The sequence below is a fragment of the Streptomyces sp. MUSC 14 genome (assembly GCF_001866675.1).
Lineage (GTDB): Bacteria > Actinomycetota > Actinomycetes > Streptomycetales > Streptomycetaceae > Streptomyces.
The window spans coordinates 131,233-144,527 of the sequence record NZ_MLYN01000060.1 but is presented as its reverse complement, the minus strand read 5'-3'; the positions used below and the strand labels follow the sequence as shown (position 1 = coordinate 144,527).

The following is a 13,295-nucleotide window of genomic DNA, read 5'->3' as shown; positions in this document are numbered from 1 at the left end:
GCCGCGTACAGGCGAAGAGGGGCGGTACGGGAGATCCGTACCGCCCCTCGCCGCGTCACCTGCTCACAGCACCTTGGACAGGAACGACTGCGTCCGCTCGTGCTGAGGGTTGGTCAGGACGTCCCGGGGATGGCCGGATTCGACCACCACGCCCTCGTCCATGAACACCAGGCTGTCGCCCACCTCGCGGGCGAAGCCCATCTCGTGGGTGACGACGACCATCGTCATGCCGGACTCGGCGAGGTCGCGCATGACGTCCAGGACGTCACCGACCAGCTCCGGGTCCAGGGCCGAGGTGGGCTCGTCGAACAGCATCAGCTTCGGATCCATCGCGAGCGCCCGGGCGATCGCCACCCGCTGCTGCTGGCCGCCGGAGAGCTGCGAGGGGTAGTGCCCGGCCCGGTCGGCCAGGCCCACGCGCTCCAGCAGTTGCATGGCCCGCTCCTTGGCCTGCGCTTTGCCGGCCCCCTTGACCTGGACCGGCGCCTCCATGACGTTCTCCACGGCCGTCATGTGCGGGAACAGGTTGAAGCGCTGGAAGACCATGCCGATGTCCCGGCGCTTCAGGGCGACCTCACGGTCGCGCAGCTCGTACAGCTTGTCGCCCTGCTGGCGGTAGCCGACCAGCTCGCCGTCGACGTACAGCCGGCCGGCGTTGATCTTCTCAAGATGGTTGATGCACCTGAGGAAGGTGCTCTTGCCGGAGCCTGAGGGGCCGATGAGGCAGAACACCTCGCCCGGCTTCACCTCCAGGTCGATGCCCTTGAGCACCTCGACGTGGCCGAAGGACTTGTGCACGCCCTGCGCCCTGACCATCGGGACGCCGCTCTTCACGGCGGCGCCCTCGGCCTTGTTCAGCTTGTCGCTCATGCGCTCACCGCTCCCTTCGGCCGGCCCAGCGAGAACATGTTGGCCTTCACCTTCTGCCACGGGGTCGGCGGCAGGCTGCGGCTGGAGCCGCGGGCGTAGTACCGCTCGATGTAGTACTGCCCGACGCTCAGGATCGAGGTCATGATCAGGTACCAGGCCGCGGCGAGGAAGTACATCTCCACCGGGGCGCCGGAGTTCTGGCCGATGTCCTGGGCGTAGCGGAACAGCTCGGGATACTGGACGGCCGCCACGAGCGAGGTCGTCTTCAGCATGTTGATGACCTCGTTGCCCGTGGGCGGCACGATCACGCGCATCGCCTGCGGGATGATCACCCGGCGCAGGGTCTTGGCGTGGCTCATGCCGAGCGCGTGGGCCGCCTCGGTCTGGCCCTCGTCCACCGCGAGCAGGCCCGCCCGGCAGATCTCGGCCATGTACGCCGCCTCGTTCAGACCCAGGCCGAGCAGCGCCGTCAGCAGCGGCGTCATGAAGTTCGACCAGTAGTCCTTGTAGAACGGCATCAGGTTGATGTACTCGAAGACCAGGCCCAGGTTGAACCAGAGGAACAGCTGGACCAGGACCGGGGTGCCGCGGAAGAACCAGATGTAGAACCAGGCGATCGACGAGGTCACCGGGTTCCTCGACAGCCGCATGATCGCGAGGACGATGCCGCCGACGATGCCGATCAGCATCGACAGGACGGTCAGCAGGAGGGTCTTGCCGACACCGGTCATGATCCGGTGGTCGAAGAAGTACTCCGGCACCGCATGCCAGTTGATCTTGCCCTGGCCGAACGCGTAGATGATCGCGACGAGGATCGCGATGGCCACGACGGCGGTGACGTAGCGTCCGTAGTGCCGGACCGGGATGGCCTTGACGGCCTCCGGGCGGGCCGCGGGCGCCGCCCCGGCCGTCTTCTCGTTGTCAGTCACGGGTGTTGCCTCTCGGTGGCCGCTTGTCTGCGCGGGTCACTTGCCGCCGTTGATCACGGACTGCTTGACGGCGCCGTCCTGGGCGCCCCACTTCTGGAGGATCTTCGCGTACTCGCCGTTCTTGATGATCGCGTTCATCGCGGCCTGGAGCGCGTCGCGCAGCTGCGTGGCCTCCTTGGAGACGGCGATGCCGTACGGGGCCGCCTCGACCTGCTGGCCGACGGTCTGGAAGTCCTTGCCGCCGCCGGAGGTCTTCACCGCGTACGCGGCCACCGGGAAGTCGGAGGAGGCGGCGTCCACGCCGCCCGAGCGCAGCCGGGTCTGGGACTGCTGGTCGTCGTCGAAGGGTTCGATGGAGAGCTTCTTGCCGCCCGGACACTTCTTGGCCTCCTGCTTGGCCAGGTCCTCCGAGACGGTGCCGCGCTCGACGGCGATCTTCTTGCCGCACAGGTCCGCCCAGCCGGTGATGCCCTGGGTGTCACCCTTGCGCGTGTAGATCGAGACGCCGGCGGTCAGGTAGTCCACGAAGTCGACGCCCTCGCCGACCTTCTTGCCCGTGTCGGGGTCGACGCCCTGCTGGCGGTTCTTGTTGTCCGTCATCGCGGACATCGCGATGTCGTAGCGGCCCGAGCGCAGACCGGTGAGCAGGCCGTCGAAGGTGCCGTTCTCGAACGTCAGCTTCACGCCGAGCTGCTTGCCCATGGCGGCCGCGAGGTCGGGGTCGAGGCCGGTGACGTTGCCGGACGAGTCCTTGAACTCCACGGGGGCGTACGCGATGTCCGATCCGACCTTTATCTCGCCCTTGTTCCGGATGTCGGCCGGGAGCTTGCTGCCGAGCGGGGCGCCGGCGACGGAGGAGCCGCTGCCGGAGTCCTTGCTCTTGTCCTTCGTCTGGTCCCCGCAGCCGGTGACCAGCAGGGCGCCTGCGACCGCGATCGCGCCCACCGCGGCCAGACGGGAGTGCGCGGCAGTGGTGCGACGGGTGGAACGTGCGGTCATCGTGGATCCTCCGGCGGATGGGAAGAGATGAAGAAGTACCGATGGGTCGACTGGAACACACACCTTCGGGTGTCACGACCTCGCGGGTTTACGGCATCTTGCCATTCGGACTGCGCCATGCGAGGTGGCGACTATGTCAAAATCGCATAACGGGTGACCCCCCGAACCGCATCAGGTCGGTACAGCAACGGTCGTTGGCTGCCGGACCATCTGCGGAAATCCAGCACTTACGCCGGAAAATCTTCGGCATATCTCACGATGTGGTCAATGCATCTACCCGCGTAGCAGTGGCTGTGCGCCCGGCTGTGTGCCCGGTCGCGGGCCCGGCGGCGCGCTCTTGGGGCGGACGTCAGCCTCGTGTCATCCGCGTGTGGCTCTCTGGTTGTCAGATGTGACCTTGGACCTAATGGACTCGTCGTGAGCACCGTCCGTCCGGTAAGAAGGTTCTTTACACCCCTCATCCGGGGCTCAGGGCGCGTGTGCGGCGCGCCCGTCGCGTATGTGCTCGTACGTATCAGCAATCGGGCCGTACGCGGTGCCCGCCCACCCCTCACCAGGAGTGGTCGACCCTCAAACCATGCATACCTAAGGGGTAAGACAAAGTGGCAGCGGAGATCGTCAATCCTCGCAGCGACAGCAATACGGATCAGGACACCGGGGCCGAGCCCCTCGAGTCCTTCGATCCCGCGTTCGCGCTGCACCGCGGCGGCAAGATGGCCGTGCAGGCCACCGTGCCGGTCCGTGACAAGGACGACCTTTCCCTCGCGTACACGCCCGGCGTCGCGCGCGTGTGCACCGCGATCGCGGAGCAGCCGGAGCTGGTCAACGACTACACGTGGAAGTCCAACGTGGTCGCCGTCGTGACCGACGGTACGGCCGTGCTCGGGCTCGGGGACATCGGTCCCCAGGCCTCCCTCCCCGTGATGGAGGGCAAGGCGATCCTTTTCAAGCAGTTCGGCGGCGTCGACGCGGTCCCGATCGCGCTCGACTGCACGGGCGTGGACGAGATCGTCGAGACCGTCGTCCGGCTCGCCCCGTCCTTCGGCGGCGTGAACCTGGAGGACATCTCGGCGCCCCGGTGCTTCGAGATCGAGAAGCAGCTCCAGGAGCGCCTCGACATCCCGGTCTTCCACGACGACCAGCACGGCACGGCCGTCGTGACGCTCGCGGCGCTGCGCAACGCGGCGAAGCTGAGCGGCCGGGAGATCGGCGACCTGCGGGCCGTCATCTCGGGCGCCGGCGCGGCGGGTGTGGCCATCGCCAAGATGCTGATCGGGGCCGGCATCGGGGACGTGGCCCTCACGGACCGCAAGGGCGTCATCTCGGCCGACCGGGGGGACCTCACCCCGGTCAAGCGCGAGGTGGCCGGCTTCACCAACAAGGCGGGCATCACCGGCACGCTGGAGGACGCCCTCGCGGGCGCCGACGTCTTCATCGGCGTCTCCGGCGGTACGGTGCCCGAGGCGGCCGTGGCCTCCATGGCCGAGGGCGCCTTCGTGTTCGCGATGGCCAACCCGAACCCCGAGGTGCACCCGGACGTCGCGCACAAGTACGCGGCGGTCGTCGCCACCGGGCGCTCGGACTTCCCGAACCAGATCAACAACGTGCTGGCGTTCCCGGGCATCTTCGCGGGCGCGCTCCAGGTGCGGGCCACCCGGATCACCGAGGGCATGAAGATCGCCGCCGCCGAGGCGCTGGCCGCCGTGGTGGGTGACGACCTCGCCGCCGACTACGTGATTCCGTCGCCGTTCGACGAGCGGGTCGCCCCGGCGGTGACCGCGGCGGTGGCCGCGGCCGCCCGCGCCGAAGGGGTCGCGCGTCTCTGAGCCGCACCCCTGCTGACACGACTGGCCCCGCCTGCTGAGGCGGGGCCAGTCGTGTCAGAGGGGCTCCGTACGACGTCGGCGCGTGGCCTGCGCCGCACGGGTGCCGGTGTGCAAGAGGGGATGTGTCACAGGGGCGCCTGGTTCCCTCGGCTGATCCACGCACCTATCGTCGGGCCCATGTTCGCTGTCTACGCCGCCCGAATCGACCGCGACCAGCCGCTCACCGGCCTTGAGTTGGGGGAGCGTCCGGCTCCCGAGGCCCGGCCCGGCTGGAGCACGATCGATGTGCGCGCCGCCTCCCTCAACCACCACGACCTCTGGTCCCTGCGCGGCGTCGGCCTCCCCGAGGGCCGGCTGCCGATGATCCTCGGCTGCGACGCCGCCGGGGTCGACGCGGACGGCAACGAGGTCGTCCTGCACTCCGTCATCGGCCAGACCGGACACGGCGTCGGCCCGGACGAGCCGCGCTCCATCCTCACGGAGCGCTACCAGGGCACCTTCGCCGAACAGGTCGCCGTACCGACCTGGAACGTGCTGCCCAAGCCCAAGGAGCTGTCCTTCGCCGAGGCGGCCTGTCTGCCCACCGCGTGGCTCACGGCGTACCGGATGCTGTTCACCAACGCCGGGGTACGGCCCGGCGACTCGGTCCTCGTGCAGGGCGCGGGCGGCGGGGTCGCCACGGCTGCCATCGTGCTCGGCAAGGCGGCGGGGCTGCGCGTCTTCGCCACCAGCCGGGACGAGGCGAAGCGGAAGCGGGCCCTGGAACTGGGGGCCGTGGAGGCCGTGGAGTCGGGGGCGCGGCTGCCGCAGCGGGTGGACGCCGTGATCGAGACCGTGGGCGCGGCCACCTGGTCGCACTCGGTGAAGTCGCTGCGGCCCGGCGGGACGATCGTCATCTCCGGGGCGACGAGCGGTGACCGGCCCTCGCACGCCGAGCTGACCCGGATCTTCTTCCTGGAGCTGAAGGTCGTCGGCTCGACCATGGGCACCAAGGAGGAGCTGGAGGACCTGCTCTCCTTCTGCGCCGCGACCGGCGTACGGCCCGTCATCGACGAGGAGCTGCCGCTGGACCGGGCCCGTGAGGGCTTCGAGCGGCTGGCGTCGGGCGAGCAGTTCGGGAAGATCGTGCTGACCAATTCCTGAGTCCGGCCGGTCGGTCGACCGTTACGACACGGCTACCGTGTCAACGTCGGTTGACGTGGCAGCCGTGTCAATGTAAGTTGACATCATGACCGATGCAACCGATCTCGCCGAGCGTGCCGGTGACCGCGACCCTCGGGTGGGACTGCGGGCCGTCGCCGCATTGCGCAGGCTGCTGGAGCAGCTGGAGGCGGTGCAGGTGCGCAGTGCGCGCAATCAGGGCTGGTCGTGGCAGGAGATCGCCGCGGAGCTGGGTGTCAGCAGGCAGGCCGTTCATAAGAAGCACGGGAGGCAGTGATGTTCGAGCGCTTCACCAGGGACGCCCGCGAGGTCGTCGAGGGCGCGGTCGGCCACTGCGAACGTGCGGGGGAGCGGAGGGTGGGCGCCGAGCATCTGCTGCTCGCCCTTCTCGACCGGGACGGCGGCCGTGCGTCGACCGCGCTGGCCGCGCTCGGGCTCGCGCAGCGCAAGGCCTCCGTGCGGGAGGCGCTGGACGAGGCGCGGCGGCGTGCCGGGCTGTCGCGGGCCGACACGGACGCGCTCGCGGGGCTCGGGATCGACGTGTCCGAGATCGTCTCCCGGGTCGAGGAGACGCACGGCGTCGGTGCGATGTCCGGCAGCCGTGCGGACCGGGGCCGATGGCCGGGCCGGCGCTCCTTCGACCGGGGCGCGAAGGACGTCCTGGAGGGCGCCCTGCGCAGTGCCGTCGGCCGCCGCGACGGCCGTATCGGCGACGAACACATCCTGCTGTCCCTGACGATCCGTCCCGGGGTCGCGGGCGAGGTCCTGGCGGATCACGGGGTGACGTACGAGACGGTGCAGGGCGTGCTGTGACGGCCTTGCCCGGCCGGAGGGGCGGGCCTCCTCGGGGCGCCCCTCCGGCCGGGGGCTCCGTCAGGGCTTCGGCTGGTGCAGCAGGGCGGCGATGCGCGCCGCTGCCGTGGACAGGTGCCGACGGGTCTCGCGGAGTTGGTCGGTGGTGACTCCGTGGTCGCGGGCCGTGTCGCGGATGTCGTCGCGGAAGCGGTCCAGCAGGCGGTCCAGGTCGCGGGCCGGGTCTCCGGTGAAGTCCTCGTGGGACCAGGAGGGTTCGTACTCGACCGGGAATTCCTCGGCCGGCGCGATGTAGTCGGGTGCCGGGGTGGTGGGCCGCGCCGTGTCCTCCGGGGTGCGGGTGAAGCCCCGCTCCTTGCCGAGGCCCTTGCTCCACTCCTTGCCGAAGTCGCCGAACTCCTTGGCCAGTTCGGTCAGGCCCTCGCGGACGCCGGTCGGCCAGTCGCCGCGCGTGAAGTGGTCCTGGACGCGGTCCTGGACGTGGCGGGCGATGCGCTGCATCTCCTCCTGCGCCTGGGCCCGCGCCCGCGTCTGCGCCTCCTGGGCCTGGTGGCGGGCCCGCTGGGCCTCCTCGCGGGCCCGGCGGCTCTCGTCCTTGGCACGGCGGGCCTGCTCCTTCCACTCCTGTTTGGCCCGGCGCATCTCCTCCTTGGCGGCACGCCAGGACTCCTTGTCGCCGCCCGCGTACTCCCCGGACGGGCCCGCCGCGCCCGTCCGTGCGCCCTGGCGGGCCTCGGTGGCGGCCGCGCGCATCTCGCGGCGCAGGTCACCGGCCGCGCCGCGCACATCGGCCCTGATCTCGGCCGCCAGCTCCGCGACGGACTCGCGGATCTCCAGCTCCAGGTCGGCCAACTCGCCGCTGCGATCGGCCAGTTCGGCGCGGCCCGCGTCGGTGATGGAGTAGACCTTGCGGCCGCCCTCCGTGGCGTGCCGGACCAGGCCCTCGGCCTCCAGCTTGGCCAGGCGGGGGTAGACCGTGCCCGCCGAGGGGGCGTAGAGCCCCTGGAAGCGTTCCTCCAGGAGCCTGATCACCTCGTAGCCGTGACGCGGGGCCTCGTCGAGCAGCTTGAGCAGGTACAGGCGGAGGCGCCCGTGGGCGAAGACGGGGGGCATGTCAGAGCACCTTCTTGTCGGTCGTACCGTCGGCCGGGGCGTCGGAGGTGTCGGAACCGCCGGTGGCGTCGGCCGCCTCCGCGTCCTGGCCGGAGACGGAATTCTCCCCTGCGGCGGCCGGGGAGTCCGCGGCGGGGGCGGCGCCCGGGGTCCGTGGAGGCTCCGACTCCCACGGGGTGCGCTCCTCGTCCTCGCGCGGTGGCCGGCGCAGCAGGGCGATGGAGCCGGAGACCGTGGTGGCCCGGAGCCGGCCGGTGCCCGCGCCGAGCCGGCCGGTGATCTTGTGGGCGCCCCACGCGCCGTGCACCCGCAGTCCGTCGAAGGCGTTGGAGATGGTGCCGCTCGCGGTGTTCGCCTCCACCTCGGCGTCCGCCGGGTGCGGCAGGCGGATGGCGATCTCGCCGGAGACGCTGGTGAGGCTGACCTCCGTCGGGCCGTCCGGGTCCAGGTCGATGATCATGGATCCGCTGACCGAGTCGGCGTGGACGGAGCGGCCGGAGCCCTCGACCACCGTCAGGTCGCCCGAGACCGAGTTGAACCGCAGGTCGCCGGTGACCGCCTGGGCCTCCAGGTTGCCCGACACGGTGTCCGCGTGGACCGGGCCGGAGAGGGCGACCAGGGTCGTGTCACCGGTCACGCCCTTGACCGCGGCGGGGCCCTGGATGCCGGAGACGATCGCCTCGGCGTCGACGACGCCGACCTCCACGCGTGTGTCCGCCGGGACCGCGAGGGAGACGACGGCGCTGCGGCGCCAGCCCTTGCGGTCGAGCCACTTGAGGAAGCCCTTCCAGGGCAGGTCCTCGTAGGCCACCGTCAGCCGGCCGCCCTCCTCGGTGACCACGAGGGGCGGGCCCTTGATCTCCGAGACTTCGAGGCGGGCGGAACCTTCTTCCGTGCCCACCACGTTCACCGTTCCGCTGACGAGGCGGACCCGGAGATCGCTCACGCGTGAGTCGAAGGTCAGCTTCTGGGGCTCTGTCACGGACCATTCGGGCATGGGGGGCCTCCTCGGGCACGGCGGGACGAAGCGCGGCGACACGCTCGCGACACGCCATATCGCGTCTTCCCTATTCACGATATATCGCGGTCGCGGAAAGTCAAGACACCCTTTCGTGGGCCTCGCGGACGCGGCCCCCGGCGGTCGCGGTACGGCCGGGTCGCCGCACCGCCCCGCCGGGGGCCGCTGTCGTACCGCCGGGAACCGGGACTATTCGTCGTCCTCGTCGTCCAGGCGGGCCAGCCAGGTCGCGAGGCGTTCCACCGGTACCTCGAAGTCGGGGTTCAGGTCGACGAACGTGCGCAGCTGCTCGGCGAGCCACTCGAAGGTGACCTCTTCCTCGCCGCGCCGCTTCTCCAGTTCTTCGATGCCTCGGTCGGTGAAGTACATGGATGCCGCTCCGTCGTTCAGTGCAGGGATAGGGCCGCTCCCGGGCGGGAAGAACCCTCAACCTGTGAGAGGTGGAAGATGCCGCTCTTCCGCCTGAGGAGTCTGGCGAGAACAGGAAAATGATAGGCAGCCGCCGGCCCCGGCGGGCGAGCGGTCCGCGCGGGGCGGAACGGGGCGAGGGGACGGGGGAGCATGAGGAACGCACAGTCGCCGGAGTCGACGCGGGTAGCGCGGATCCAGCTGCCGGACGGCACGCCGGTGTGGGCCCGGATCTCCGGGGCCGAGGAGCTTGCCGCTCCGCCAGGGGGAGACCCGTCGGGGGGACTGTCGTACACGGACACCGGGTTCGCCGAGCGGGTGGAGGCGAGCGTCGAGAGCCTCCAGTCGCTGATCACCGGGGTCGCGCGGTCGCTGTCCGGCCCGTTGCGGGCGGTGCGGCCGGACGAGGTGAGCGTCGAGTTCGGCATCGAGCTGACCGCGAAGGCCGGAAAGGTGGTGGGCCTGCTCGCGGACGGCGAGGCCAAGGCGGCCATCACGGTCACCCTGACCTGGCACGGGGACGGCCCGCCGGACCCGTCGTCCGGGGACGTTTCCGCCACCCGGCCGGTCCACGGCCCCGACGGCGCGCCCCCGCCCCCGCGGACCCCCGGCCCGGCCTCCGGTACCGGCGCGTCCACCGGCGCTCGGGGGCACGGGGGCGTCGGGGACGGCGGCGTCGGGGGCACGGCATGACGCAGGGGTACGACGGGGGCGCACCGGACGGCTTCGATGCTGCCCGGCTTGCGCTGCGTGAACTCGTTCTCGCGGCGACGGTGCGCATTCATCACGCGGGTGCCGGGTATGCCCACGACGAGCCCGGCAGCTTCCTCGGCAGCGGCTTCTTCGTCGCGCCGAACTGGGTTCTGACCTGCGCACACGTGGTTCACGCCGAGGAGGGGGGCGAGGTCGTCGTGGTGTACCGGACCAGCCCCTACGACGACCCGTGCGCGGTACCCGGGCAGGTGGCGGCGACGCTGCCGGAGCACGCCGGCCGACTCCTCCCCGGCAGCTGGACCGCCCCGGATCTCGCGCTGGTCCGGCTCCGCGAGCCCGTCGGCCACGCGTGCGTGTACGTCTCCGAGCGGCCCAACCCGCACTTCGGCGGGACCAGGGTGTACTACGCGGGCTGGACGGGCGCCCGCGGCCGGCTGGAGATCCTCGACGGGTACCTCTCGGTCCAGGGGACGATCAGCGCCTGGTCGCCGGAGGAGCAGGTACGGCTCGGGCAGAACGACCTGCCGCCCGGCGTCTCCGGCGGGCCGGTGATCGACCCCGTGCGCGGTGAGGTGGTCGGGGTCCTCAAGTCCCGCGCGGACCACGGCGCGGGGGGCACGTCCATCGGCGTCGAGCAGCTGCGCACCCTCCACCGGAGCGACGCCCGGCACGACGGCGCCGAGGGGAACGGCAGCCACCATCACAGCGCCGAGTGGAACGGCGGCGACGCCAACGGCACCTTCCCGGGCCGCGCCGCCCCGAGCCTCGCCGCTCCCCGCGACGCCCCTCCCGGCGGCACCCATCGGGGTGCCGTCCCCCCTGGCCCCGTCCGCCACACGGACACCGCCCCTCACACCGGTCCCACCCGCACCGGCCCCACCGAACACGCCGACCTCTACCAGGCCGTCTTCCACGCCCACGACCGCTATCACCGCGACCGTCAGCAGCCCTCCGACTCGACGGCGCCCACCTGGGCCGACATCCAGGGTGAGCTCGGCGCGCGCCCCGGGCGTGCGCTCAGTCCGCACGAGCGAGGGGAGCTGCTCGGGCGGCTGGCCGATCTGCCGCCGCCGGTCAGCACCCGCGGTCTGCTCGGCATCCTCGGTTCGCTGCCCGGCTTCCGGCTGCCCTCCCTGGTGCCCGCGCCGCGCGGCTGGCGGGACGGCCTCGGCGTGCTGTACGAACACGCGCGGCAGGACGAGGCGCGCAGGCTCGTCATCGGCTACGCGATGCGGATCCTGCTGGCCGACCGTGACCGCACGCGCAGCGTGCTCGCCGCCGAGCGCGCCCTGTGGGAGTGGGTGTGGCACGCGTCGACGGGACTCGACAGCGGCTATCGCACCGAACTCACCCAGCAGCGCGAGGAGTTGCTCGGGCGGGAGCGGGCCGGGCACGAGCGGGCCGACGACGATCCCGGCCGGGTGCCGGAGCGCCCCGCGCCGCATCCGCCGCTCGCGCCGCCCGGGCCGTCCGTGCTGCTGGTGGTGCTGTGCCGGGGCTGGGAGCCCGACCGCTGCGACTGGTCGGTCTGCGTCGCGGACGTGGACGGCGGGACGACGCTGCTGCACGAGACCCAGCGCACCGCGCTGGCCGACCTCGGCGACCGGGCGGCCGCCGTGCTCACCGAGGCCTTCCGGCAGTGCGACGAGCCCGGACGGCCCGCCCCCCTGTACGTGGCCCTGCCCCACCGGCTCCTGGACACGCCGGTGGACGACTGGCGGCTGCGGCCGGACGGCGTCCCGGTGGGCGTCGAGCGGCCGGTGCTCATGCGCTGCTCGGACCGTGACCAGCTGCCCGACGAGGGGGCGCAGAGCCCCGGCGCCCGGCCGGCGGCGGCCTGGGAGCCGTACGACGACGGGGACGGCGAACGCCGCGACCGCTGGCACCGGCTGCACACCCGTCAGGCGCGGGCCGAGGTGCTCGACTGCGACGACGGAGTGCGCAGGCCCGTACCGGACACCCCGGCGCTGCGCGGCCTCGCGCCGCACGACGTCCCGGTGCTCTGCCGCCTGGGCGACCAGCGCTACGCGAGCGACCCCGCCTCGCTCGGCCGGATCCTGGACGCAGGCTTCGGGGTGGCGGTGTGGCGTCGCAGGCGGTGGCAACCCGAGTCCGTGTGCGGCGAGTTCCACCGGGGTGCCAAGACGGTCGTCGACGACGGCGTCGGGGTGGCCCTGCTGCCCGGGGTGGTGCACGGACTGCGCCGCCAGGTCCACGCGGGGCTCACGGAGGCCTACTGGGCCCATGGGATAGCACTGTTGTACGACGACCCGCACAGCCCCCTGCCCGGAACCGGAGATCTGCTGGAGGCGCCGTGACGCAGCGCGCGCGTTCCCTCCGGTTCCTCTTACCAGGCGTCCTGAGGGTCGATAACGTGATGCACGTTCGACGGCTGCGGTGGCGGACGAGTGACGACGAGGATTGGACATGACCGAATCCAGTGAGTGGCTCATCTACCGAGGCGCCGGGGAACCGCACGACGGGATGAGCAGGCTGCCGCCGCCACCGCCCTGGCGGGACTTCTCCGGCCGGGACGCGGACGGCGACAGCTCCCAGGACCGCAGGCTCGGCGCGCACCGGCACCTGGCCGAACTGCACCGGCCCGGCGCGGAGGAGCTGGAGATGATCAACGCGGCGTTGTATCTGCGCCGCCCGTTGCTCGTCACCGGCAGCCCCGGTGCGGGGAAGAGCACCCTGGCCCATTCGGTGGCGTACGAGCTGGGGCTGGGCGAGGTGCTGCGCTGGTCCATCGTCAGCCGCACCGCGCTCCAGGACGGGCTGTACCACTACGACGCCATCGCCCGTCTCCAGGACGTCCAGATCGCGGCGCAGGGGGGCTACGGCGCGGCGGCGGGCAGCCCCGGAGCCGTGGAGGCCATCGGCAGCTACATCCGGCTCGGGCCGCTCGGCACCGCCCTGCTGGCCTCGGACACTCCGCGCGTGCTGCTCATCGACGAGCTGGACAAGAGCGACATCGACCTCCCGAACGACCTGCTGAACGTGCTGGAGGAGGGCGAGTTCGAGATACCCGAGCTCCAGCGCATCGCCGACCGGCTGCCCGGCGGCGAGGCCGAGGTGCTCACCGCCGACGGCGTCAAGGTCCGGGTGCGCGACGGCCGGGTGCGCTGCCGAGCCTTCCCGTTCGTGGTCCTCACCAGCAACGGCGAGCGCGACTTCCCGGCGCCGCTGATGCGCCGGTGCATCCATCTGGAGCTGGACCGGCCCGACCACAACCGGCTCGCCACCTTCGTCCGCGCCCACCTCGGGGACGAGGCCGCGCGGGCGGGCGACGACCTGATCGCCCGTTTCCTGGAGCGTTCCCGCAGTGAACTCCTCGCCGCCGACCAGCTGTTGAACGCGATCCATCTCACCGCGGCCGCCGCCCCGCCGAGCCGCGAGCGCCTCGCCGATCTGCTCATCCAGCGACTCGACCGTTCGAGGTGA

13 protein-coding genes are annotated in these 13,295 nt (G+C 71.7%); 7 read left to right on the top strand and 6 right to left on the bottom strand.

Annotated features, from left to right (window positions below):
* Positions 1-63: 63 nt before the first annotated feature.
* The 3 genes from BIV25_RS34800 to BIV25_RS34790 are packed head-to-tail and all read right to left on the bottom strand — an operon-like array spanning position 64 to position 2,798.
* On the bottom strand, positions 64-870 hold the full coding sequence (locus tag BIV25_RS34800; protein WP_371273097.1) for an amino acid ABC transporter ATP-binding protein: 807 nt from the start codon (positions 868-870) through the stop codon (positions 64-66).
* Positions 867-1,799: an amino acid ABC transporter permease gene (locus BIV25_RS34795; RefSeq protein ID WP_071376498.1), complete on the bottom strand. Its 933-nt coding sequence runs from the start codon at positions 1,797-1,799 to the stop codon at positions 867-869. Before BIV25_RS34795 ends, BIV25_RS34800 begins: the two co-directional genes overlap by 4 nt.
* A 36-nt stretch (positions 1,800-1,835) precedes the next feature.
* Positions 1,836-2,798, bottom strand: a complete 963-nt coding sequence (locus tag BIV25_RS34790) for an ABC transporter substrate-binding protein (protein ID WP_071376497.1) — start codon at positions 2,796-2,798, stop codon at positions 1,836-1,838.
* A gap of 602 nt (positions 2,799-3,400) precedes the next feature.
* Here BIV25_RS34790 and BIV25_RS34785 point away from each other — a divergent pair.
* The 4 genes from BIV25_RS34785 to BIV25_RS34770 all read left to right on the top strand — a co-directional run bounded on the left by BIV25_RS34785 (position 3,401) and on the right by BIV25_RS34770 (position 6,598).
* The gene (locus BIV25_RS34785) at positions 3,401-4,624 is read left to right on the top strand and encodes an NADP-dependent malic enzyme (protein ID WP_071376496.1); all 1,224 of its coding nucleotides are present in this window, start codon (positions 3,401-3,403) and stop codon (positions 4,622-4,624) included.
* Between the two features lie 177 nt (positions 4,625-4,801).
* Complete coding sequence (locus BIV25_RS34780) at positions 4,802-5,767, top strand: zinc-binding dehydrogenase (protein ID WP_071376495.1); 966 nt, start codon at positions 4,802-4,804, stop codon at positions 5,765-5,767.
* A gap of 85 nt (positions 5,768-5,852) precedes the next feature.
* Positions 5,853-6,062, top strand: coding sequence for a helix-turn-helix domain-containing protein (locus BIV25_RS34775; RefSeq protein ID WP_071376494.1), 210 nt, complete (start codon positions 5,853-5,855; stop codon positions 6,060-6,062).
* Positions 6,062-6,598 carry a Clp protease N-terminal domain-containing protein gene (locus tag BIV25_RS34770; protein WP_071376493.1) on the top strand — a complete coding sequence of 179 codons (537 nt, stop codon included), beginning with the start codon at positions 6,062-6,064 and terminating at the stop codon, positions 6,596-6,598. Before BIV25_RS34775 ends, BIV25_RS34770 begins: the two co-directional genes overlap by 1 nt.
* 60 nt (positions 6,599-6,658) lie before the next feature.
* Here the strand turns inward: BIV25_RS34770 and BIV25_RS34765 are convergent, their stop codons facing one another.
* The 3 genes from BIV25_RS34765 to BIV25_RS34755 form a co-directional block, all read right to left on the bottom strand.
* Positions 6,659-7,711 carry a PadR family transcriptional regulator gene (locus tag BIV25_RS34765; RefSeq protein ID WP_071376492.1) on the bottom strand — a complete coding sequence of 351 codons (1,053 nt, stop codon included), beginning with the start codon at positions 7,709-7,711 and terminating at the stop codon, positions 6,659-6,661.
* 1 nt (position 7,712) lies between these two features.
* On the bottom strand, positions 7,713-8,708 hold the full coding sequence (locus tag BIV25_RS34760) for a DUF4097 family beta strand repeat-containing protein (protein WP_071376491.1): 996 nt from the start codon (positions 8,706-8,708) through the stop codon (positions 7,713-7,715).
* Positions 8,709-8,918: 210 nt separating this feature from the next.
* On the bottom strand, positions 8,919-9,098 hold the full coding sequence (locus BIV25_RS34755; RefSeq protein ID WP_003992906.1) for a DUF6104 family protein: 180 nt from the start codon (positions 9,096-9,098) through the stop codon (positions 8,919-8,921).
* 192 nt (positions 9,099-9,290) lie between these two features.
* On the opposite strand from BIV25_RS34755, the gene BIV25_RS34750 reads away from it, so the two are divergent.
* The 3 genes from BIV25_RS34750 (at position 9,291) to BIV25_RS34740 (ending at position 13,295) form a co-directional block, all read left to right on the top strand.
* On the top strand, positions 9,291-9,830 hold the full coding sequence (locus tag BIV25_RS34750; RefSeq protein WP_071376490.1) for a CU044_2847 family protein: 540 nt from the start codon (positions 9,291-9,293) through the stop codon (positions 9,828-9,830).
* Complete coding sequence (locus BIV25_RS53475) at positions 9,827-12,169, top strand: trypsin-like peptidase domain-containing protein (protein WP_071376489.1); 2,343 nt, start codon at positions 9,827-9,829, stop codon at positions 12,167-12,169. Before BIV25_RS34750 ends, BIV25_RS53475 begins: the two co-directional genes overlap by 4 nt.
* 109 nt (positions 12,170-12,278) lie before the next feature.
* Positions 12,279-13,295: a MoxR family ATPase gene (locus BIV25_RS34740; protein ID WP_071376488.1), complete on the top strand. Its 1,017-nt coding sequence runs from the start codon at positions 12,279-12,281 to the stop codon at positions 13,293-13,295.